At 59.4% G+C, this 22,026-nt stretch carries 20 protein-coding genes, 1 tRNA gene and 1 riboswitch; of the genes, 6 read left to right on the top strand and 15 right to left on the bottom strand.

Translation table 11 applies throughout. From position 1 onward, the window contains the following. Positions 1-80: 80 nt before the first annotated feature. The 4 genes from HED64_RS19380 to dusB all read right to left on the bottom strand — a co-directional run bounded on the left by HED64_RS19380 (position 81) and on the right by dusB (position 4,668). Positions 81-156 (bottom strand) — tRNA-Asn (locus tag HED64_RS19380). Positions 157-222: 66 nt separating this feature from the next. After that, positions 223-2,106, bottom strand: a complete 1,884-nt coding sequence (dnaG, locus tag HED64_RS19375) for a DNA primase (protein WP_168153579.1) — start codon at positions 2,104-2,106, stop codon at positions 223-225. A 74-nt stretch (positions 2,107-2,180) separates the two neighbouring features. Then, complete coding sequence (locus tag HED64_RS19370) at positions 2,181-3,464, bottom strand: deoxyguanosinetriphosphate triphosphohydrolase (RefSeq protein ID WP_168153578.1); 1,284 nt, start codon at positions 3,462-3,464, stop codon at positions 2,181-2,183. A gap of 7 nt (positions 3,465-3,471) precedes the next feature. Beyond that, positions 3,472-4,668, bottom strand: coding sequence for a tRNA dihydrouridine synthase DusB (dusB, locus tag HED64_RS19365; protein ID WP_342590785.1), 1,197 nt, complete (start codon positions 4,666-4,668; stop codon positions 3,472-3,474). A gap of 764 nt (positions 4,669-5,432) precedes the next feature. On the opposite strand from dusB, the gene HED64_RS19360 reads away from it, so the two are divergent. After that, the gene (locus HED64_RS19360) at positions 5,433-6,611 is read left to right on the top strand and encodes a reverse transcriptase family protein (RefSeq protein WP_168153577.1); all 1,179 of its coding nucleotides are present in this window, start codon (positions 5,433-5,435) and stop codon (positions 6,609-6,611) included. A 151-nt stretch (positions 6,612-6,762) separates the two neighbouring features. Then, positions 6,763-7,779 (top strand): LLM class flavin-dependent oxidoreductase, encoded by a 1,017-nt coding sequence (locus HED64_RS19355; RefSeq protein ID WP_168153576.1) that lies wholly within the window; start codon positions 6,763-6,765, stop codon positions 7,777-7,779. Positions 7,780-7,860: 81 nt separating this feature from the next. On the opposite strand, the gene HED64_RS19350 is transcribed toward HED64_RS19355, so the two are convergent. Then, the gene (locus tag HED64_RS19350) at positions 7,861-8,778 is read right to left on the bottom strand and encodes a GNAT family N-acetyltransferase (RefSeq protein WP_168153575.1); all 918 of its coding nucleotides are present in this window, start codon (positions 8,776-8,778) and stop codon (positions 7,861-7,863) included. Between the two features lie 4 nt (positions 8,779-8,782). Then, a complete protein-coding gene (locus tag HED64_RS19345) occupies positions 8,783-10,168 on the bottom strand; it encodes a glycine--tRNA ligase (RefSeq protein ID WP_168153574.1) in 1,386 nt (461 codons plus the stop codon). 464 nt (positions 10,169-10,632) lie between these two features. On the opposite strand from HED64_RS19345, the gene HED64_RS20300 reads away from it, so the two are divergent. After that, a complete protein-coding gene (locus tag HED64_RS20300) occupies positions 10,633-10,782 on the top strand; it encodes a LuxR C-terminal-related transcriptional regulator (protein ID WP_425351818.1) in 150 nt (49 codons plus the stop codon). Between the two features lie 20 nt (positions 10,783-10,802). Here HED64_RS20300 and HED64_RS19335 read toward each other — a convergent pair whose 3' ends face one another. The 3 genes from HED64_RS19335 to HED64_RS19325 form a co-directional block, all read right to left on the bottom strand. Continuing rightward, the gene (locus tag HED64_RS19335) at positions 10,803-11,390 is read right to left on the bottom strand and encodes a carboxymuconolactone decarboxylase family protein (protein ID WP_168153573.1); all 588 of its coding nucleotides are present in this window, start codon (positions 11,388-11,390) and stop codon (positions 10,803-10,805) included. Positions 11,391-11,651: 261 nt separating this feature from the next. Beyond that, positions 11,652-12,641 (bottom strand): DMT family transporter, encoded by a 990-nt coding sequence (locus HED64_RS19330; RefSeq protein ID WP_168153572.1) that lies wholly within the window; start codon positions 12,639-12,641, stop codon positions 11,652-11,654. After that, complete coding sequence (locus tag HED64_RS19325; RefSeq protein ID WP_168153571.1) at positions 12,638-13,618, bottom strand: DMT family transporter; 981 nt, start codon at positions 13,616-13,618, stop codon at positions 12,638-12,640. Before HED64_RS19325 ends, HED64_RS19330 begins: the two co-directional genes overlap by 4 nt. A 146-nt stretch (positions 13,619-13,764) precedes the next feature. On the opposite strand from HED64_RS19325, the gene HED64_RS19320 reads away from it, so the two are divergent. Next, positions 13,765-13,992, top strand: coding sequence for an RNA-binding S4 domain-containing protein (locus HED64_RS19320; protein ID WP_168153570.1), 228 nt, complete (start codon positions 13,765-13,767; stop codon positions 13,990-13,992). 30 nt (positions 13,993-14,022) lie between these two features. On the opposite strand, the gene HED64_RS19315 is transcribed toward HED64_RS19320, so the two are convergent. The 3 genes from HED64_RS19315 to HED64_RS19305 all read right to left on the bottom strand — a co-directional run bounded on the left by HED64_RS19315 (position 14,023) and on the right by HED64_RS19305 (position 16,195). Continuing rightward, the gene (locus tag HED64_RS19315; protein ID WP_168153569.1) at positions 14,023-14,373 is read right to left on the bottom strand and encodes a GntR family transcriptional regulator; all 351 of its coding nucleotides are present in this window, start codon (positions 14,371-14,373) and stop codon (positions 14,023-14,025) included. Further along, positions 14,370-15,431 (bottom strand): hypothetical protein, encoded by a 1,062-nt coding sequence (locus tag HED64_RS19310; protein ID WP_168153568.1) that lies wholly within the window; start codon positions 15,429-15,431, stop codon positions 14,370-14,372. The genes HED64_RS19315 and HED64_RS19310 overlap by 4 nt, the downstream gene beginning before the upstream one ends. Positions 15,432-15,538: 107 nt before the next feature. Continuing rightward, positions 15,539-16,195, bottom strand: coding sequence for an alpha/beta hydrolase (locus tag HED64_RS19305; protein WP_168153538.1), 657 nt, complete (start codon positions 16,193-16,195; stop codon positions 15,539-15,541). 91 nt (positions 16,196-16,286) lie between these two features. Here HED64_RS19305 and HED64_RS19300 point away from each other — a divergent pair, with 91 nt between their 5' ends. Then, entirely contained in the window at positions 16,287-17,147 is an 861-nt protein-coding gene (locus tag HED64_RS19300; RefSeq protein ID WP_342590784.1) for an SGNH/GDSL hydrolase family protein, read from the top strand. Between the two features lie 164 nt (positions 17,148-17,311). On the opposite strand, the gene metX is transcribed toward HED64_RS19300, so the two are convergent. After that, positions 17,312-18,460 carry a homoserine O-acetyltransferase MetX gene (gene metX / locus HED64_RS19295; protein WP_168153566.1) on the bottom strand — a complete coding sequence of 383 codons (1,149 nt, stop codon included), beginning with the start codon at positions 18,458-18,460 and terminating at the stop codon, positions 17,312-17,314. Next, a complete protein-coding gene (locus tag HED64_RS19290) occupies positions 18,457-19,803 on the bottom strand; it encodes a bifunctional o-acetylhomoserine/o-acetylserine sulfhydrylase (RefSeq protein ID WP_168153565.1) in 1,347 nt (448 codons plus the stop codon). Before HED64_RS19290 ends, metX begins: the two co-directional genes overlap by 4 nt. A 72-nt stretch (positions 19,804-19,875) precedes the next feature. Next, a riboswitch (SAM riboswitch) is annotated at positions 19,876-19,991 on the bottom strand. A gap of 166 nt (positions 19,992-20,157) precedes the next feature. On the opposite strand from HED64_RS19290, the gene HED64_RS19285 reads away from it, so the two are divergent. Beyond that, entirely contained in the window at positions 20,158-20,802 is a 645-nt protein-coding gene (locus tag HED64_RS19285) for a VOC family protein (RefSeq protein ID WP_168153564.1), read from the top strand. Positions 20,803-21,159: 357 nt separating this feature from the next. On the opposite strand, the gene HED64_RS19280 is transcribed toward HED64_RS19285, so the two are convergent. Beyond that, positions 21,160-21,972, bottom strand: a complete 813-nt coding sequence (locus HED64_RS19280; protein ID WP_168153563.1) for a CPBP family intramembrane glutamic endopeptidase — start codon at positions 21,970-21,972, stop codon at positions 21,160-21,162. Between the last annotated feature and the right edge of the window lie 54 nt (positions 21,973-22,026).

Raw genomic sequence — 22,026 nt, 5'->3', positions numbered from 1 at the left:
CCAAATTATCGGCCCGAGACAGGTCTTGGTTAAACAAAAGAATTCGTATTTTCAATAAAGAAAATACGAATTCTTTGTTTTGGCTCCTCCGACTGGACTTGAACCAGTAACCCTTCGATTAACAGTCGAATGCTCTGCCAATTGAGCTACGGAGGAATGCAACGAGAAATACTCTACACAAGGTTGGGGGAAAACAAAAATCGTCCCCTCCCCCACTGACAGCTAGTCCTGACGCAGTGCCCGGCGTCGCAATTCAAGCTCAAGCAGCTCGCGATTGATGCGTTGGAAACCCTCTGGATCCCCGGCCGGATCCATGCGCTGAAGCTCACCCATCTTTTCTGCTTTCATGTGTGTGATTTGCAGCTCAAAGAGTCGGTTGATGATGTCGTTGCAGTAGCGCAGCAACGCCTCGGTGCTGCTGGCTGGCAGTGGGGTGACCGCCAACTCGGAGACGAAGGAGCGCAATGGGTCTGGCACTTCCTGTCGAATGGCTTCCACCCATTGCGCCGGTGTGGCACCTGACTGTCCGGCTGCACGCACGGCATCGTGGACTGCGGCATGTGCCGGAGCCATGAACCTGGCGTCATAAAATGCTTGCCATTGCTCGGGAGTCAGCTGAGCGGGCTGTTGCAGGACAACTTCCAAGGCCTCGCGCTCCATGCGGGAGACCGGGTCGCGCGGGTCCGGACGACTGAAGACCGGGACCGCCGGGGCCTCGTCGTTCGGCTGCGCAGCGTGCGACTGGTGCGCTGTCTGTGTTTCGGTCTTGGGCATCCGGTTCCGACGTACCGCGGCACCCACGGCCCGATTCACGTCTTCGACGTCCATGCCCAACCAGCCGGCAAGTTCACGGGCATAGGCGGGGCGGATGGCCGAGTCCTTGATCCCGGCAACAATCGGTGAGCTCACGCGCAGCGCCTGCACGCGCCCTTCAACGGTATTGAGATTAAAGTTCTTCAGCCCGGCCTTGATGGCGAATTCAAAGAGCGGTCGTTTGTTGTCAATGAGTTCGCGCACGGCCTCTGGCCCACGCGTCTGGCGCAGGTCGCACGGGTCAGCACCGGTGGGTTCCACAGCGACGTAGGTCTGGGCGATGAATTTCTGGTCTTCTTCGAAGGCGCGTAGTGCTGCCTTCTGGCCGGCGGCATCACCGTCGAAGGTGAAGACCACCTCGCCGCCGGATCCGTCGTCGCGCAACAACCGACGGGCAATCTTGATGTGGTCGGTGCCAAACGCGGTTCCGCAGGTGGCTACGGCCGTTCCGATGCCCGAGAGATGGCAGGCCATCACGTCGGTATAACCCTCAACAACCACAATCTGGCGCGTCTTGGTGATTTCTTTCTTGGCCAGATCCACGCCGTAAAGAACCTGCGACTTCTTGTAGAGCTGTGTCTCCGGGGTGTTGAGGTATTTGGGACCTTGGTCGTCCTCGTAAAGCTTGCGTGCACCGAATCCGATGGTCGCCCCGGTGATGTCACGGATGGGCCAGATCAATCTGCCGCGAAACCTGTCATAAATGCCACGGTTGCCCTCGGAGAAGATGCCGGTGAGTTTGAGTTCTTCTTCCTGGAAACCGCGACCGCGCAGATGCTTCAGCGCCGCGTCCCAGCCCTGGGGTGCGTATCCAACACCGAAGTGCGCCGCAGCCTCGGCATCAAAGTTGCGTTCGGCAAGGAACTTCTGGCCAGCGCCGGCACCGGGGGTGGTGAGCTGTTCGCGGAAGAATTCCTCCGCAATCTTGTGCGCGTCCAGTAGTCGCTGGCGGCGTCCGGTCTCTTCGCGACGCGGACCCGTACCGCCGTCTTCGTAGTGCAGTTCGATACCGGAGCGCGCGGCCAGCTGCTCAACGGTTTCGGAGAAGGTGCCATGGTTGATCTTCTGCAAGAAGGCGATCACGTCGCCCGATTCCCCGCAGCCAAAGCAGTGGAATGAGCCGACCTGCGGGCGCACGTGGAAGGACGGTGAGCGTTCGTCGTGGAAGGGACACAGACCCTTCCACGAGCCGACACCGGCGGATTTCAGCGTCACATACCCGTCAATGACTTCCTTGATATCCGTGCGGTTGCGGACTTCATCGATATCTTCGCGCTTAATCAGACCAGCCATGCTCTCCATTCTAGTGACCCCGGGCCGCTAGATGTTCCGCATCGCTACGGGCTGTGGATCACAACCGGTAGCGATTAGAAGAGCGAGTCGTTAAAGCTCTTGCCCAGCACCAAGGTGGAGTGCCATTCGATGGCCGAGGCATCGGTGAGCGAGGCCACCTGATCGATGACCGTGCGCAGTCGGGCAGCGTCATCGGCGGAGTCACGCCAATCGGCGGCAAAGAGCGGTTCGAGGTACCTGTCCCCGTTCTCATTAAGCAGATTCACCAGCTCGGTGAGAATTTCGCCCTGGCGCGCATAGATGGGTTTCCGCTCTTCGGTGGCCATCACGTAGGTGGTCGCCAGGCCCTTCATCGCGGCAATCTCATGCTCGGTGGATTCGGGCACGATCAACGAAGCGTTAAAGCGGGTCAGCTCACCGGGTCCGTACTGCTCCCGAGTGGCGTCAATCGCCGACTGGCAGAAGCGGCCAATAAACTGACTCGTCATGTCCTTCAGCGCAGCCATGGAACGGCGTGAGCCATCGGCGTGCGGTACCCATTCCGCTGTCGCCTCCAGCCGGGAGAAGGCGGCCTCGATGACGGCATCTTCAACCTGAGGCAGGTACCACTGCTTGGTGAATTTGATGGCAGTGGCCCGGTGCACCGGATCCAGAATCCACCGTAACTGGAAGCGCCCGGCGTTAATGGCGTCCTCCACATCGTGGACCGAGTACGAGATGTCATCAGCCAAATCCATGACCTGAGCCTCGATGCAGGTCTGCCCCGCTTGAGCACCGGAACCGGCTCGCAACCAGTTGAAAACCGGGGCGTCATCAACGTACACCCCAAACTTGGAGGTCGTTTTGCCGTTCTTTTGCGGCGCATCCTCGCGTAACCACGGGTACTTGCAGGCGGCATCCAGCGAGGCGCGCGTGAGGTTTAATCCCGCGGAGGCACCGGTGTGCCGGAACGTCTTGGTTTCGATGCGGGTAAGTAGGCGCAGCGTTTGGGCGTTGCCCTCAAACCCACCAATCTCCGACGCCAGTTCGTTAAGCGCGGTTTCACCGTTATGGCCAAAGGGCGGATGGCCCAGATCGTGAGCCAGACATGCGGTGTCAACCACGTCCGGGTCGCACCCCAGCGTGGCACCGAGTTCGCGACCCACCTGGGCAACCTCGAGGGAGTGGGTCAACCGGGTGCGGACAAAGTCACTCGAGCTGGGGGCCACCACCTGTGTTTTAGCCCCGAGGCGGCGCAACGCCGAGGAATGCAGCACGCGGGCACGATCACGCTCGAAGGCCGTCCGGTACGCCTTCTTCGGCGGTTCGGGTGCCCAACGTTCTTCGTCGGCTTCGCTGTATCCGGGGATCTGCACCATGGTTTTCCTAGCCGCCCGAGACGTCAAGTTCGGCCGCGGAAATCATGGCCTTGTGCTTTTCGTCCATTTCGCGCGTGGCCAGCCAGCCATCGGGCAGGTGCGTCTTCTTCGGCGAACCGGCGCGTCCACGCTGACCTTCGGCATCCTTGCCCGGGTAGGGCATGGAGAGATCCAGCTGTGCCAACAGTTCACTCAGGACTTCCAGGGTGGGGACCTGGGCGAGGGCGGAACGAATGTCCCCTCCCACCGGGTAGCCCTTGAAGTACCAGGCCATGTGCTTACGAATATCGCGCAGCGCCTTGAACTCGTCCTCGAAGTACTCGGTGAGCAGTTCGGCGTGGCGGTACACGGTCTCGGCGACTTTGGCCAGACCCGGAGTGAATCGCTTGTCGGTGCCTTCGAAGGCAGCCTGCAAGTCACCGAACAGCCACGGGCGGCCCATGCAACCACGGCCTACAACGATGCCATCAACACCGGTCTGCTGCACCATGGCTACAGCATCCTCGGCACTCCAAATATCTCCGTTGCCCAACACCGGGACATCGGGCAGGGATTCGCGCAGTCGTGCGATCGAATCCCAGTCGGCCTTGCCGGAGTAGTACTGGCTGGCGGTGCGGCCGTGCAGTGCCACCGCTGCTACACCGTGGTCACGGGCGATCTTGCCGGACTCGATGTAGGTGAGGTGATCCTGGTTAATGCCCTTGCGCATCTTGATGGTCAGCGGGATATCTCCACGAGCTGCCTCGGTGGTGGCTGCCTTGATGATGGAAGTGAAAAGATCGGTCTTCCATGGCAGTGCTGCTCCACCACCCTTGCGGGTGACCTTAGGAACGGGGCAGCCGAAGTTCAAGTCAATGTGGTCGGCGCGACCTTCCTCAACAACCAAGCGCACGGCGGCGCCCACGGTTTTGGGGTCCACACCATAAAGCTGGATGGAGCGCAGTGATTCATCCGCATCGTGGGAAATGATCCGCAGCGATTCGGGATTACGTTCAACTAGGGCACGCGAGGTGACCATCTCGGTGACATAGACGCCGCCACCGTATTCACGGCATAGGCGTCGGAACGCCTTGTTGGTGATGCCAGCCATCGGCGCCAGGATCACTGGCGTATTAACGGTGTGCTTACCCAACTGCAGCGGAGGCAGCTCGAGTTTCGCCGGCGTGGGCGCGTCTGTTTGAGATATGTCGGAAATTGCAGTCACTAACCCATTCTCTCAAATAGATCCAAATCCGTGCCACCGAAGGGCAGACTTGTGCATCACACGCGAATATTGCGTGGACTGCCAGCATTGGAGTGTGCCACTGACGTTTGCCGGTAAATGAGAACACGTGAGCCTTTCGTTTTGGACATGTGGCAACGACGCGGATGAACCAGCCCAAGTTCGGCCGGTTGATCGACGTCACAGCGGAATCGTGTCTGCCTGGGTTCAACGGAACAAGGCTCGAGGACTCGACAGCGCAGAGATCTAGTAACTGCTGCAAAGGGCATCAGCCGTGGTTGGTAGCGCTGGTCAGTGTGGAATTGCCTCGAGTGCTCGTCCGTGGAGATTTCACTGACCGTGCCACGGCCTTCGGTTAGCATGGCACTATGCGATGGTTTCTTCGATGAGGTGGGAAGCGTCTTTTAGCACGCGTTCCTCTCCGGGGATACCCCGGGGTACGCAGTATTGCCTGATCCATGCACCGCAGGTGCGTCTCTGCGCTTCGCGCAGCTCGGCACCCGCACAGACAGCTAGGTCATCGGAGAACCATCGCACCCATGACAACTGACCCCGCCCCGGTGACCCCCGCTTCGGCAACGCTGAGGCGCACGCCCCACCCCACAGCGCCAGCCATTGCAGCGATACTGACGCAAGCTTTCCTCGGTTCTCCACGATGGGCAAGGGCCGAACTCATCAGCGCCGGCGCGCACGTTTTAGGCGCAAGACGGCGTTGGCTGGGTCCCCTGATAACCCAGATTCTGCAAATGTATCCGCGGCCACCCATCGACGCTCCGCGCGAACTGGCCGCAACGATCTTCCTGAGTGATCCCTTCACCGAGGCTGTAGCCAAGGCAGCTCATCAACGCAAACCATTGCGCGTGGCCAACTATGCACTTCTCCCCGCAACAGCCCGTGAGAACAGGCAGCCCAAGATTCCCCGCCTTGACACCCTAGCCAGCCTCGCGGGACTGCTTGAGCTCAGCTATGGGGAGTTGGAATGGTTTTCCGATCCGCAACATTGGAACCGGAAGGCCGAACGGAAGCTTCAGCATTACCGCTACGAGTGGCGGCAGCGCCCGGGCAGACTTCCGCGTTTGCTGGAGATTCCTGCCCCACGTTTGCGGAATATTCAAAGAACTGTGCTGCGGGAGCTGTTGTACCCCATTGAGCTCCATGACGCCGCGCACGGATTTGTTCCAGGCCGAAGTGCCGGCACCGGCGCGGCACAGCACACCGGTCAGGAGGTGGTGATCAACCTCGATTTGGTGACATTTTTCGCCAAGGTCCCCGCCGGGCGAGTATTTGGTACGCTCCGGCAAGCCGGATTTACTGAATCTGTAGCGCATCGACTCACCGGCATTTGCACCCACTCAGTCCCACCGAGGGTCTTGTCCCTGATGCCTCCCGGCGGCAATCTCACGGAACGTTTTGCGCTGCGGCAGGCGCTGGCACGTCCGCATCTTCCTCAAGGTGCGCCAACTTCACCCATGGTGGCAAATTTGTCCTTGCGGAGGCTGGATTCCCGTCTCTCGGGGCTCGCGGAGAAGTTCGACGCCCGCTACACCCGCTACGCCGATGACCTCGCCTTTAGCGGCGGCAACGAATTAGCGCGGCGAACCTCTGCCTTCATTCGTACTGCCATCAGCATCATTGAAGCCGAGGGCCACGAAGCCAACCGGCTCAAAACACGTGTGCGCCCTGCCAGTGTTCGGCAACTGGTGACATCAGTGGTGGTCAACAAGCACACCAATGTCACTCGTTCGGACTTTGACCGGCTCAAAGCGATCCTCCACAACTGCCTTTCCTTCGGGCCGGAATCGCAAAACAGGGAGGCCCATGCTGATTTCCGCGGCTATCTTCTGGGGCATGTCTCGTGGGTAGCTGCACTCAATCCTGACCGGGGCGCCAAGCTGCTGCACGATTTTCATCGAATCCAGTGGTAGCCCTCGAGGTATTCCCCGCACGTGCGGGGCATCTGACTGTCTTGAGCCCATTGGAGAGATAACCGTCATTTCTTAATGGAATGTTTTCTCGCTTGAGCCGCTTGTACCTTGAAGCAGGAGTTTCTAGGCGCAGCCATCGATCGGAGCACGCATGACAAAGAAGATTGGTTTCCTGACCTTTGGCCATTCGGGCGGCTCCAGTAAATCGCCGGTGCCCACCGGAGCCGATGCCGTGCGCCAAATGCTGGACCTAGCGGTGGCCGCCGAGGAATCGGGTTTTGACGGGGCATGGATGCGGGTGCATCACTTTGGCAATTCGCTTTCCACCCCGTTCCCGCTGCTCGCGGCCATGGCTGCGAAGACCACTACGTTGGAAGTGGGAACCGGGGTCATTGACATGCGTTATGAGAATCCCCTCTACATGGCAGAAATGGCCGGAGCGACCGACGCCATCAGCAACGGGCGACTGCAGCTGGGCATCAGCCGCGGCTCACCCGAATCCGCCCGCGATGGGCAACATCAGTTTGGCTACGACCTGGAACCTGACCAAGACTGGGCCACTGAAACCCGGGCGCGTACCGCCCGCTTCCGGACCGCGATCTCCGGGGCCGGAATGGCCCATCCAATGCCGGATCGCCATCACGATCAGGATTCGTTACTGCCCATCAATCCCCTCTCCCCTGGCCTGGAAAACCGGATCTGGTGGGGCGCGGCCACCATCGGATCGGGGGTGTGGACAGGATCGGTGGGCATGAATCTACTGTCCTCCACGCTGCTGTTAGAGGACGATGGACGCCCCTTCCATGTGCTGCAGGCGGACCAGCTACGCCAATATAAGGACGCGTATGCCGCCAGTGGTCACAGCACCGGAGGCATGACGGCGGTGACCCGCAGCGCGTTCCCGATCACCACCAACACCGATGAGATCTACTTCGGGCGCCGCGAGCACGGCGACTCCGTGGGTGTGCTTGACGGGTCGGTGGCGCGCTCGGGTCCTACCTACGCCGGATCCCCCGAGGACGTCGCGCAGCAATTCATCAACGATGAAGCCATCACCGAGGCCGACTATGTGCTCTTCGCGCTGCCGAATCAACTAGGCGTGGACTACAACACCCACGTAATGACGGAGATCGCGAACATCGCCCGAGAACTGGGCTGGAAAAAGTAACACCACTCGCATACGCCGATGGCGTCGGATGCTTCCCGCAAAGGGAATCATCCGACGCCATCTTCCGTACCTGCTGTATTTCTAGGCCGTTGCCACAATATGAGTGGTGGCAATGACGGTTGCGTGATTCTTCGTGGCCAAAACATCAACCAATGAGGAAAGCACCACCATTGATTCATCAACCTCAAGCTTCACCGGGTACTGGTGAACCAACATGGCCAGCATTCCGCGGATCGGCTCGGCCGATTCCTCTTCGCTCAGTTCCGGGTTCCAACCCAAGAGCACATCCGCCGGCGCATCGGCGCGCGCCGGGGTGTAGCTGATGGCAAAGGACAGGATCTTTCCGCCACGAGATTTGGGCTTGTCGCGGAACACGATCACGCCCTGAGCTCCGGTCGCGTCATCCAGCAGCATCTTCTGAGCACTGCCCAGGGTCATGTTGGCCGGATCCCAGGCGTGGGTCGAGTTGTAGAACTCGATGACCAGCTTGGTCAGCTCGACACTGCCGGTAGCAATCTCATCGATGGTCAAGCCATCCTCGGCGAAGATCGGCAGGGCGAGGCCGCCCGGCTCGATGATCACATCGCGGGTGCGCTGGATGGTGCTCATCCCCAGCGCAGAGCAGAAGCCTGCCGCGGCCGCGGCATCGGTTCCGGCGGTCACAGTGTAGTGGGCCTTCAGCTCACTGCTCTGTGTTGGAGGGACCAGGGCGCGAAGCTGCTGCACCAACTCGGTGCCCACACCGGTGCGGCGGTGTTCGCGAGCCACCTCGACGTAGAGCCACAGGCGCGTCGGGTGCAGCGTGGAGGCAAACACCACGCCAGCTGCCACGGCGATGCCCTGATCCGTGGCCACCAGCGCACGGCTAAATGGCGCGTCCGAATCCTTACGGAACATGGTTCGGTCTTGGTGGGCATGCGGGGACGCCGGATCGCCGAAGAGTTCCAGCAATTCCAAATCATCCCCGTCCCGCCAGGGCCGGAATTCCAGTGTCGACATGGCTTTAGGCTCCGTTGAGGCGCTCGGACAGGTAGGTGCGCACCTGATCCAGTGCCACACGTTCCTGGGTCATGGTGTCGCGGTCACGGATGGTCACTGCCTGGTCTTCGAGGGTATCGAAGTCCACGGTGATGCAGAACGGGGTACCGATCTCATCCTGACGGCGGTAACGCCGGCCAATGGCACCGGCATCATCGAAGTCGATGTTCCAGGTCTTGCGCAGCTCGGCGGCCAGCGCCTTGGCCTTCGGGGACAGCTCCTCGTTGCGCGAGAGCGGCAGCACAGCGGCCTTGACCGGTGCCAAGCGCGGGTCAAGCTTCAGTACGGTGCGCTTGTCCACGCCGCCCTTGGCGTTCGGGGCTTCGTCCTCAACGTAGGCATCAACCAGGAAGGCCATCATCGAACGGGTCAAACCGAAGGACGGCTCAATCACGTACGGGGTGAAGCGTTCGCCGGTTGCCTGGTTGAAGTAGCTCAACTCGGTGCCCGAACCCTTGGAGTGGCTACTCAGATCGTAATCGGTACGGTTGGCGACGCCCATGAGCTCGCCCCATTCCGAACCCTGGAAGCCGAAGCGGTACTCAAAGTCGATGGTGCCGGCCGAGTAGTGAGCGCGGTCTTCCTCGGGGACATCAAAACGACGCAGGTTCTCTTCGCTAATGCCAAGATCCAGGTACCAGGCCCAGCAGTCCTCGACCCACTGATCGAAGAACGCCGGGGCGTCCTCCGGAGCGGTGAAGAACTCGATTTCCATCTGCTCGAACTCACGGGTGCGGAAGATGAAGTTGCCCGGCGTGATCTCGTTACGGAACGCCTTGCCGATCTGGCCAATGCCAAACGGTGGCTTCTTGCGGCTCGCGGTGAGCACGTTGTTGAAGTTCACGAAGATGCCCTGCGCGGTCTCCGGACGCATGTACGCCATGCCTGCGGCGGTGTCTACCGGGCCCAGGAAGGTCTTCATCAAGCCGGAGAACATCTGCGGTTCGGTGAACTGACCCTTGGTGCCGCAGTCGGGGCAAGCGATTTCGCTCATGCCGTCGGCCGGCTGGCGCTTCTTCTTGTTGACGAAGGCTTCAATGAGGTGATCCTGGCGGTGACGCTTGTGGCAGGAGACGCACTCGACCAGCGGGTCGGTGAAGGTGGCGACGTGGCCGGAGGCTTCCCAGACGGCCTTGGGCAGGATGATGGAGGAATCAAGTCCCACCATGTCCTCGCGCCCGCGGACGAAGCTCTGCCACCACTCGCGCTTGATGTTTTCCTTCAGCTCGGTTCCCAGTGGTCCGTAGTCCCACGCGGAGCGAGAGCCGCCGTAGATTTCACCCGCCTGGAAAACGAAGCCACGCCGTTTGGCGAGGGAGATGACTTGATCGAGCTTGGACTGAGGCGCCATAACAACTCCAATGGTTCACGAGGCCGCTGGTTGCGGTCCGTTGGGCGAAAAACATACTCGTCCAGCCTATCGTGTTTGCCTCGTGCACTTCGAGCTTCGGGCGCTCCTTCATCCCCTGCCGAGGTGAACGTTTGCTGAAATTTCGCCGTTGCCGCCGGGCGGTGGGGAGTTTATAGCGTGGCACTCGAACTAGGGGGGGACGGCTGCCGAACTCGGCGAGCGTACGACGGAGTTGGAGCAAATCCAGAACTCTTTGAAAACGACGATGGCCGAATCCGCCCTCTGAGGATCTTCAGGCACGGCCGATCAGCGAGTCACTGCTGGAAATTGCGGTTCGGGCACGGATCAGCGTTGACCTACCCGCCACCGGGACGCCGGCAGCTCACCTAACCGGGGTGCCTGAGCTCACGCGGCGCGAGAACGAGATCCTTTCACACGTCGTCGCCGGGCGCACCTAGGCGGAGATTGCCGAGACTCTGGTGATCAGCGACAAAACCGTGAACGCACACATCTCAAACATGCTGCGTAAGACCGGGACCCAGAATCGTTTAGATCTCGCGCGGTTGGCCACCCGCCCGGCCTCTCGTCATTCGGTCGCTGAGGTCAGGCGATGATTCATCATCCCTAGTGCGACTCAGCCCACGGCTGGCTGCCGCAGCGGCTCAAGCAATGCCCGACGCAGGTTCTCCTCAAGTTGCGGCGGAACATCGACATCCACGGCCAGGGCCTGAAGAATTCGGCTCAAATAGTTTCTGGCCGCCGCGGCCAGAGCAATGTCAACGATCTCCCGGTCCCTAAATCCTAGACTTCGCAGGCGCAGACTGTCTGACTCGTCCATGGCGTCCGAGTTGGTGCTTAGCTTGAGTGCGAAGTCCATCATCGCCACCTCAGCCTCATTCAGGTCCGCGTTGCGGTAGTCCTTGGATATCCGCAGCAGTTGGTCTTCAGCAAGGAAATTTAGCGCCTTGTAGCCGTGGGCCAGCAGGCAATGCGCGGAGCCGATACCTTGGGCCGCAGCCAGAGTGACCAGTTCATAGCGGCGCGGCCCCAACGATGCAACAATCGTCGATTGTAGGGCCTTCCACGCTTGGAAGGCCTCCGGGTGCAGGGCCAGAACCTTGGTGTGGCTTGGTACGTAACCCAGTGCGCTCCGGTCCGCCGCATACAACGCGGCCGTGGCCCCGACGGTGTTGGATTCGCTCGTAGTCTTAAGAATGCTCATGGTCCTGCTCCTCGGTCCCGAGGGATCTCAGCAGTCGCCCTGGCCGCGCACAAGGCGATTGCCGGTGCCGCACCCACGTGTTTCCTCGGGTTGCGACCAGCTGCCGTTCTGCGCGCGGGCCACCACTTCTTCCCGTGATGGTTGCAATGTAGAACGCGGCATCAGTTGCTCTCATGGGGCAGCTGCCCCATCTTGGACCGGTTCTGCGCTACGAAGCATCACCACGGTGCCAGCTCCGGAGGTGAAGAGGAAGAACGATAGTTAGTTACGCCTTGTGCGCGTTCGCCCGCCTGCCACCGAGGTGAGAGCGACAGCAGCCAGCGTTAATATTGTTCCGGCGACTGTTGCCCCGTTCACCACGGCACCGGGTGCGGGGACCACCATGTCGATCAGCAGCGATCCCACCAGCTGCCCGCAAATCATGCCAAGTCCGGTCAGCAGCACACCCAAGTGCCTCACCAGAAACGCCGCAAGGCCGATAAAAATGCAGCCCAGTGGCCCACCTAGGTAGTACCACCATTGTGTCGGCAGGGCATGTGGGAGCCCCACGGAGGGCATCCGAACCAACAAGATGATGACCAGCATGATCGCACCGACACCAAAGTTCATCAACGTTGCTGCCACGGGTGTTCCATATGCTCGGGCTTGGACACCGTTCGCCGCCGATTGAAATCCCATCAAGAAGCCAACCACCAGCGGAATGATGGTTGGTAGCAACAAAGCACTGATGGACCCGGTGGTGGCGAGTCTCGGGCTAACGGCCCAGATGACGCCCACGATCGTGAGCAGCGCTCCGATGGCGCGTAAGGGGCTGATGCGGCGGCGTCCGCCGGGGCCAAACCCGATGCTGTCCACGAGCATTGACCCAAGAGTCTGTCCGGTGACGATAGAAACGGTAAAGAGCGCGACTCCCAGCAGTGGCACGGTGTAAGTCTGCGAAATGACCACCGAGGCCCCCACGCAGCCGGCAGCCAGGTACCACCATGGGAATCGTTTTTCCCGTAGCGCCCGCGGGATTTCGCGGGCTCCGGCCCTAGCCCAGGGCACGAGCAGGGAGATGATGATCAGCAGGATCAGCCCGGTGCAAAAACTGACCAAGGATGCCGCAATTGGATCTCCGAGGTGAAGTCCGAGGGCACCGTTGATTCGGCTCTGGATGGGCATGGCCAGTCCGGCCAGCACGGCAATAGCAAGATAGATCGGCGCCCTGGACCGTGGGGCCGTTTCCGTTGCGGTGCTACTTTGGCTCATGATGCTTTTTGTGCCTTCCAGCGTGGTCGTCCATTGGGCTGCCAGGAAGCGATGAAGACGGCAAGCAGCGTTACCAGTGTTCCAGCAATTTCATTGCCGCTCACTTTTTCGGGTGAGAGTATCAGGTCCAAGATCAGGGATCCGAGCAGTTGCCCCGTCACGAGGCCAATGCCCAAGACCAAGGATCCGAGCTTGGGGACCAGGGTGACACCGGTGACCACAAAGAGGATCCCGAGCGGACCGGCAAAATACATCCACCATGCGGGAATCGCCGAATAGCCGAACGGTTCAATGTGCAGTAATCCGGCGATACTCATGGCCACGATGAGTCCGGCCGATGAGGCGAGATAGTTGAGCCCGGTTGCTGTGGTGGTCGAACCGTACGCTTGCCCGGCCCGGCCGTTCATTGATTGTTGAAAACTGACCAAAAGACCAGCGACAACGGCTATGGCCAAGGAAATAACAGCGGCAGGTGACTGGCCGCTATGGGTGATGGGGTCCCACGCTGCGATGACGGCTCCGATGACCAGAATTGCGGCGCCAATAATCCGGCGGCGGGTGATCGGTTGTTTGCCTGCCGGGCTGAAGCCGATCACGTCGATGAGGATGCTCGAAATTGTTCTGGCTCCCACCACTGCCACGGCGAAGAGTGCTAATCCGATGTTCCCGACGCTTAGCGCCTGAGCGAGCATGTAATAGGCACCGATCACCCCCGCCAAGATGTACCAGCGTGGAATTGTTCGTTCTCGCCACACGGCTCCGAAACGTTTCCATCCGGCCCGGGCGGCAGGAATCGCTAGGCTAGCCACCAGGAGGCAGGCCAGCGACGTGATGGAACTAAATAGTGCTGCGGCAAGGTACCCACCCAAGTAAAGTGCTGCGTTAGAGGTGATCAGCGCCTGCAGGGGCATCAAGATGCCTGCTGCACCGGCCATGGCCAGCGGTACTGCGTTAGAACGTGTGTCAGGGCTGGCCACGTGACTCCTTCAGGGGCAACTATTTTCCATCTCAACCTACGCCGCGCAACGCCTCGACTGGACATTTTGTGTCTAACGCACCACAAACGAGCACTGTGGAGCATCCGAGTGCTTCCCTGTGGCATCGGATGCGCGATGATGGATACATGGCAAATTCCGAGACTTTCCCCATCCAAATCCGCGACGAATCAATTCGACTCGGTCAGCTGCTCAAACTTGCATCGTTTGCAGATGACGGGTTCCACGCTAAGCAGTTAATCGAAGACGGTCTGGTGAAGGTCAACGGAGCGATCGAAACTCGTCGTGGTGCACAGATCCGCAAGGGCGATACCGTCAGCCTCGGTGGCGACAGCATCACCGTAGAAACCGCTTAATTCTTCACCAGGTTGTATCCGCGGTTGGTTTTAGGCGTTCCAGCTGACCGCGATGATGCCTTGGACGTCCTCTAGGCTCAGTCCTGCCTTGCGCGCAGCAGTGACCACTCGCTGGACGTCCTTGAGCGCCAGCGTATCTAACACGAGACCGGGGTTGACCCGGGTTCCGTTGGCGCGTCCGGTGCGCACCAATCCGGTTGATTCAAGTTCTTTATAGGCCTTGGCTACCGTGCCGGCGGCTACCCGAAGGTCCCCGGCCAGCTGTCGCACCGGCGGTAGCCTGGCGTCAGCGGCTAATTCGCCGGACTGAATCAGGGCCGTGATCTGGGCGCGGATCTGTTCAGCGGGGCCGCTGGGATGAGCTGCATCAAGAATGATCATGCAATCACCGTGGTCGTGGAGTGTTCCTTCAACGGACGCAGAGTTGTTGCCATCCAGCCCAGCCAGCGCACCAACAAGATCGTGCCGATCACCAACAGCATCAGTGCCACCACGGCAATGACTACCGCAAGTATTCCGAGCACGGGGTCCAGGACCGTGTCCGGAATAGTGTCACCCTCGACGACCTGCCCCACCACATAAGCAGTACTTTGCCCCGAGCTAAATAGTGCTGAGGCTGCGAACAACATTAACGGTGCGGCTTGGAGACAAAGCATCGCGCTGAACCCCGTACTGACGACGAATCCAACATTGGTTCGCACCGCGTCGTCGAAGGCCAGAAGTTTAGTCGCTCGCAGGCGGGGCCGGCGCGCGTTGCTATACAAAGCCCATAGGCTCAACCCGGCGCCCACCAGCAACAGGCCCAGCACCGGGAGCCCGTAGTACCACCCGGGGAAGGGACCGACCGACCCGTGACCCAGTTGAATGTGCGTAACCACCATGTTGTTGTCCAGCTCGGCACCGTTGGCCGAAATGTAGGGCAAGTTCCGGAAGCGACCTTTTTCGTCGGTCCCGGAGAGGATTCCGGCAACGAGCAGCCCGAGCGTGGTGGCCGCTAACAAAACTGCCGGCACAATGATTCCCCACCGAGGACCAAAGGTTGACGTGGACCGTGGTGTTAGATCAGCGCTCGCCACCGAGGAAGCCTCACTGGCCGAATCCGCAAATTCATGCGGTAGTGGCCACCAGGCAAGGACAGCCGAGGCGAGGACCCACATACCCGCAGGTGCCATGGCCAACGGCAATCCGGCTGCCGAGGGGAACTGCGTGTGAAGGTTCCAGGCCACGACTCCCCCAACCATCGCGGCAATCAGCGCAGCGATGTTTCGTGCGCGGAGCACACGCAAAACTTTCTGGGCATGGGACCGCTCTAGCCGATCAGCTACGGCGCCAAGCATGCGTAGATCGGAGCGATGTTGGGTGAAGATGGTCCGCCGAACCAACACGAGCAGTCCAACGGCAAAGCCGAGAAATACCAGCAGAGCAATTCCATTGATCATGAGCGTCCCTTTGCTTGGAGGGTGATGCCGAAGCGACCCCTCTTGTATCAATAAACCAATACAAGCAAGGAGCCGCCCCTTGTGTCAATAGAAAGGTACAAGCCTCTTTAGACCGAGGCATCCTTCAGCACAACATGAGTCAGGAACTCGTGCACGTGAGACATCTCCTGCGCGTTGACCGAGTGGAACATATTTGTGTAAAGCACCTTGGTCACGTGCACGTCTTGGGTGGCCCAGGCATGGGTGTATTCGATCTTGTCCTGCGTGATCACTGGATCCGCCTGATCTCGACCCCAGAACACTGGCTTGCTCAATTCTTTGAGCTTTTTGTCGTCGAAGAAGCCCTCACCTTCTTCTGGAACGGCAAACCCCGAGAGACCAATGACGGTGGTAATCGCTTCGGGCTGGTGACGTAGCAGGGAGGTTGCCACCGCCATCCCCATGGAGAATCCGAGCAGGCTCACCGAGGAATGCTGCTTGGCAATCGGCTCCAGCCATGACCACAGATCCTCGATGGATGCCTTGACGGCATCAAACGAGTAATCCAAGTCCTGCATCAGTGGGAACCAGGTGTAGCCGGGCCCCAAGGCTTGGGGCGCCCGGACGGAGACAATCGTCATCTCTTCGGGCAGCATGGGGGCCAACCCCATCAGGTCCTCTTCATTAGAGAGGTATCCATGCAGAAGCACCAAAAGTGGCGTTCCTGCACGTTCGGCTTCGGGGCGGGACCAAATGACAGTGGGATTCCAACTTGTTTCGCTCACCCACCCAGTGAAGCAGAAATCTAGGACACCGCTCAAATGCCAAAGAGCATTAGCTTGGGGTTCGCACGTATTCTTTGGTAGGAATGTATCTGTGAACAACGCCATAGACCCTACCGCCGAAGAATCCGCCTCCCCCACCGAAGCACTACACCCCTGGCGCCGCTTCGTCGCCATCGGCGATTCATTCACGGAGGGCATCGGCGATGCTGATCCGAACAGCCCCGGTGGAAATCGCGGCTGGGCAGATCGCCTCGCTGAGCAGCTAAGCCAAAACGTCGAGGGCTTTGCCTATGCGAATCTGGCCGTCCGTGGCCGACTCATTAACCAAATCTTTGACGAGCAGGCAGCGCCGGCTCTCGAACTCAAACCCGATTTGATTAGCCTATGCGCAGGCGGAAACGACGTCATCCGCCCAAGCGGGGATCCAGATGCCATTGCTGACAAACTCGATGCGCTCGTGCGGGTTTTGGCCACCTCTGGTGCCACGATCCTGCTCTTTAATGGGCCAGATATTCGAGATACACCCGTACTAGGCGGCATTCGTGGCAAGGTAGCCATCTACAACGAAAACATTCGGACCATCGCCGCGCGTTATGACGCAGTAGTGGCAGACATGTGGTCGCTTCAGGAACTGCACCAACCACAAATGTGGGCAGATGATCGCCTGCATTTTTCTCCCTTGGGACACCACACCATTGCTGCCATGGCACTTGACTCGTTGAATGTGCCGCACAACCTGAAACATGTTCCAGCTAGCGAGTTTGATGCCAAGAACTGGCGTGAGGCTAGGCGCGATGATCTCATTTGGGCTCGCACTCACCTTGCCCCTTGGGTTTTGCGACGGCTTCGCCACCAGTCCTCCGGTGATGGCATCACCGCAAAGCGACCGTTGGCTACCCCATTTACCGAAAAGCCGATCAACACCTCGTTGGGCCACGGTCCGGCTATCTAAACCCGATCAGGGTGGCCGCCCCACGGGTCAATTCACCTCATGAGGCGACGGTGCGGACAAGCAGGCTCCACGCCTCGGGACATGACAGAAGGGTGGGTAGGACGAGTATTTTCTTCGTCCTACCCACCCTTCTGCCGTGAAAGCTTCCTGCCAAATGTGGAACTCTAGCTGAAAATACTCTCACTCAACGAGTCGCTGAGCTGCTCAATGTCAGTTAGGAAACCATCATGGCCGATCGGTGAGGTGATGTATTGAACCGTGCACGGATTTGGCAGTGACTTTGCCAGACGCTCGGACTGCTCGGGCCAATACAGTCGATCCGAATCCACCGCCGCGACCAAGAAGTTCACGTCCTCCACACGTCCCAAGGCATCCTCAAGCGATCCATGCCCACGGGCAACGTCGTGGCTCATGAGTGCCTCGGTCAGCACCAGATAACTATTGGCGTCAAAGCGGTTCGCCAATTTGCTTGCCTGGTGATCCAGGTAGCTTTCTACCTGATACCGCCCACGTTCCAGACTTGGACTGCCCACGGGCAGTTCCTCACCCTGAGCGTTGCGCCCGAATCTCAGATCCAGTTCGGCAGCGGTGCGATATGTGACATGGGCCAGGCGCCGAGCAACGCCCAATCCTGCCGATGGGACCGAGTCGTTTGCATAGTAGTCACCGCCCGCGAAATCGGGGTCAAGTCGGATGGCAGCGCTTTGCACCTGGGCAAAGGCGATCTGATCCGCTGAGGACTCGGCGGTGCAGGCCACCACCACACAATTTCTGACGCGCTCGGGGAATTCCACCGCCCATTCCAGAGCGCGGGCTCCACCCATGGAGCCCCCCAACACGGTATGCCATGTTTGGATCCCCAGGGCATCTGCCAGACGCGCTTCAAGCCGCACCGAATCCTTGATGGTCGTGAAGGGAAAACGTGACCCCCACGGCTTTCCCTCAGGATCTAGGCTGGCCGGTCCGGTAGTCCCGGAGCAGCCACCAATCATATTGGCGGCCACCACGAAGAACCGATCCGTGTCCACCGTCTTACCGGGGCCGATAAAGCCATCCCACCAGCCAGCTTCGGTTGACGCCCCACGCGCCACGTGGCTGTCGCCCGTGAGCGCGTGGGCGATAAACACAGCGTTCGAAGCGTCCTCGTTGAGCGTGCCCCACGTTTCATAACCCAGGACAACACTTGGAAGCGTCCCACCCGTTTCAAAGGTGTACGCGCCGGTGGGTAGGTGCCTCAGGATACCGTCGGGCGCAAAGTCCAAGGCCGCCGCAGTTTCTGCATCGTAAAGCACCACTTTTGTCTCCAGGGTCATAGGGTTTCTTGCAGCTCAACATCATCAACGAGCAGTGCCACAGCATCGAATCCGGACTTCAGGTCTGCAATGATGTCAGCGATATTCTCAATGCCCACGCTCAAGCGCACGAGTCCAGGTGAGACACCGGCAGCCAGCTGCTCGACCTCCGTCAGCTGGGCGTGTGTGGTCGAGGCCGGGTGAATGACCAACGAGCGCACGTCGCCGAGATTCGCTACGTGCGAGTGAAGCGTCAGCCCGTCAACAAAGGCCTGGCCAGCCTTGCTACCTCCGGCAATTTCGAAGGCGACCACGGCACCGGTACCGCGCGGACCATATTTGCGACCGCGCTCAAACCACGGGCTGGATGGGATACCCGCGTAACGCACGCCTTGTACCTGCGGCTGCGCTTCCAGCCATGACGCAACTTCAACCGCGTTGGCCACGTGACGTTCAATACGCAATGAGAGGGTTTCAAGACCCTGCGCTATCAGGAAGGCATTGAACGGTGCAACCGATGCTCCGAGGTCACGCAGCAATTGCACGCGAGCCTTGAGGATGTAGGCCAGGTTGGCGCCCAAGGCACCGTTGACGCCAAGATCACGCGCAAACACTAGACCGTTGTAAGACTCATCGGGAGTGTTAAAGCCCGGGAACTTTTCCGGATCTGCGGCGAAGTCGAAATTGCCCGAATCCACGATGACACCCGCGATGGCCGTGCCGTGTCCGCCGAGGTACTTGGTGGCGGAGTGAATCACGATGTCCGCTCCCCATTCGATCGGACGGATGAGGTATGGGGTAGCCAAGGTGTTATCAACCAGCAGTGGCACACCGACCTCGTGGGCGATGGCAGAGACACCTTCGATGTCCAAAACATCCTGGCGCGGGTTGGAAACAACCTCTCCGAAGAACGCCTTAGTGTTGGGCTTTACCGCCGCGCGCCAGAGGGCAAGATCATCCGGGTCGGCAACAAAGGTAACTTCGATACCGAGCTTGCGCAGCGTGTGCTTCAGCAGGTTCTGCGTTCCACCATAAAGACTCGGGCTGGCGACGATATGGTCTCCGGCCTCGGCAATGTTCAGGATCGCGAGCGTGGTTGCCGCTTGACCCGAGGCCAAGAGCAAGGCCCCAACGCCGCCTTCGAGGTTGGCGATGCGGGTTTCTACGGCTTCCTGCGTTGGGTTGCCAATGCGACTGTAGATCGGTGCAAGCTCGGCGAGGGCGAAGCGTGCGGCTGCACTTTCCGCGCTCGGGAAGACAAAGGAGCTGGTTTGGTAAATCGGCAGTGCGCGCGCACCGGTTGCTGCGTCAGGTTCCTGTCCTACGTGGATCTGACGGGTTTCAAAGGACCAATTCTCGGACATGACGTACCCTTCAATGTTTCTGGGGTATGCCCAAAGCCGGCCCGAGTGGGGGCCGTGTCAATGCTGGGGGCATTCCCGCGCTTGTCCCACATCTTTTTGATGTGGGGCCTGGTCTTCACCCGGGGCACCCCACCGCGGTGGAGGGTTGCCGTTCAGCAAGCCGGGGCTATCTGCTGAAACTCATGACCTTGGAAACAAGTTTGGCGTAACGCTTCATATCTTGGCAACCACGTCTCGCAATATGACGAATCTGGTCACTATCTACTACTGCGAGCGACAACAGCAGGAGACAAGCTAAAGCAAGTTAGGTAAGCCTAACTCGAGAGGCAGATCACAAAGTGCCATGATAGGCACATGATGAGGTTGGACCATGTAACTTATGCTTGTGGACCCGACGGCCTCGCGGCAACTGCCGCTCGGATCGGCGAGGCCCTTGGACTCGAATCTGTAAAGGGCGGTGTACACCCACGTTTTGGGACACGCAATGTCATCTTCCCGCTGAAGAACGGCCAGTACCTAGAAGTTGTTGAGGTTCTGAACCACCCGTCTTCTGACAAGGCGCCGTTCGGACAGGCCGTTCGTGCCCGTTCCGAACTTGGTGGAGGTTGGATGGGTTGGTGCGTTGCAGTTGACGATTTGGCACCCATCGAAGAACGCCTCGGTCGCGGCTCGGTGCCTGGAAACCGGAAGTTCCCGGACGGACAGGAACTGACGTGGCGCCAGATTGGCATCAACGGTTTGATTGCTGATCCTCAGGTTCCCTACATGCTTCGTTGGGATGACGGCACCGAAAACCTGCATCCTTCAAAGGCGCTTGAACCGGTTGGCAAGATCTCTTCGATCAGCATTGCTGGCTCCAGCGAACGCGTTGCCGACTGGCTCGGACAGCCCGAACAGTTGCCCGTTGGAGACGTTGCTGTTGATTGGCAGGCCCCCAATGGGACGCCGGGAATCCTCTCGGTGACCTTTGAAACGCCATCAGGATCGGTCACGCTCTAACAGCGCGACAAACCGGCCACCGAATATCAGGAGGTGTGGTTGAACCGGAATCCGGTTCAACCACACCTCCTTCGGCGTTAACGCCTCATGGTCTTTCGTGGGCAGCAAGCCACGAGGCCGAAACTATGCGCCGGACAAACTACGACTGGCTAGTTTTGAAGACCAGACTCACAACGGCGTTCGGCGAATGACAGCGATGTCGAGCCTCCAATCGGCTCAAACAGCGCTCCCGCTGAGGATATTGAAATTCCATTGCGGTGACCCTGTTCTGATTTCATCAACCGAGGCATGAGGCTCAGCCCAGCATTCGAATGCTACGTAGTGCACGGCTGTTCAAAACGATGATCAAGCTGTTTTTTAGGTACCCAAGCCAATCGCGGAACCCAGCAGCGCATAACCAACAAATCCGGCGATATCTAAGAAAGCGTGGGCGATGACCAGCGGCATGACCCTGCCCTTCTTGGAGTACACGTACCCAAAGATCATCCCCATGGCGACATTACCGACGAACGGTCCAATGCCTTGATAGAGGTGGTAGCTGCCGCGCAGCACCGCGCTCATGAGGATGATTTGCCATTTTCCCCAGCCCAGGCGGGCCAGGCGTTCAAAGAGGTAACCGACGACTATGACTTCTTCAAGGATTCCGTGGCGGATTGCGGAGAAAATGAGAACCGGGACCGTCCACCAATAGTCATCCAATGCCGCCGGCACGATGATCGTAGTCAGTCCGAGTAGCCGGCCCAGGGCGTAGACACCCAGCGTTCCGATACCCATTGCGAGGAACAGGCCGGCACCCCACCCCAAGTCCAACAGCGGCTTCTTCATATTGAAGCCGAGCCGGTCAAAAGGGTTACACCCGGGAATTCTGAAGAGCAGATACAGCACCAACATCACCGGAACCAAGGTGAAGAAGATATCTAGCAGCTGATATGTCAGATCAAAATACTGGCGCTGATTAAGCGAGTTGTTCAGCGATGTGGTTTGCGATCCAAGGGGCGCTCTCGTCATCTTGTCAACGAGGTTCGCGATGGAATAGATGCCCGATTTTCCCAGTGACAGGCCCAGCACGATCAATAGTTCAATAATGAGTCCGCGGCGTTGCACCCTTTCCGCCTCGGATCGCTCCGATGGCTCGCTGATCTGGGTCTCCTTGGGAACGTTTGAGCTCATGTCTTTGATCCTACGTTGCGTGGCACTCCTCACCCCTGCGCGTTGACCTGTGAA

Source organism: Paeniglutamicibacter terrestris (assembly GCF_012271785.1).
GTDB classification, from domain to species: domain Bacteria; phylum Actinomycetota; class Actinomycetes; order Actinomycetales; family Micrococcaceae; genus Paeniglutamicibacter; species Paeniglutamicibacter terrestris.
This window is presented reverse-complemented; position numbering and strand designations above follow the sequence as displayed.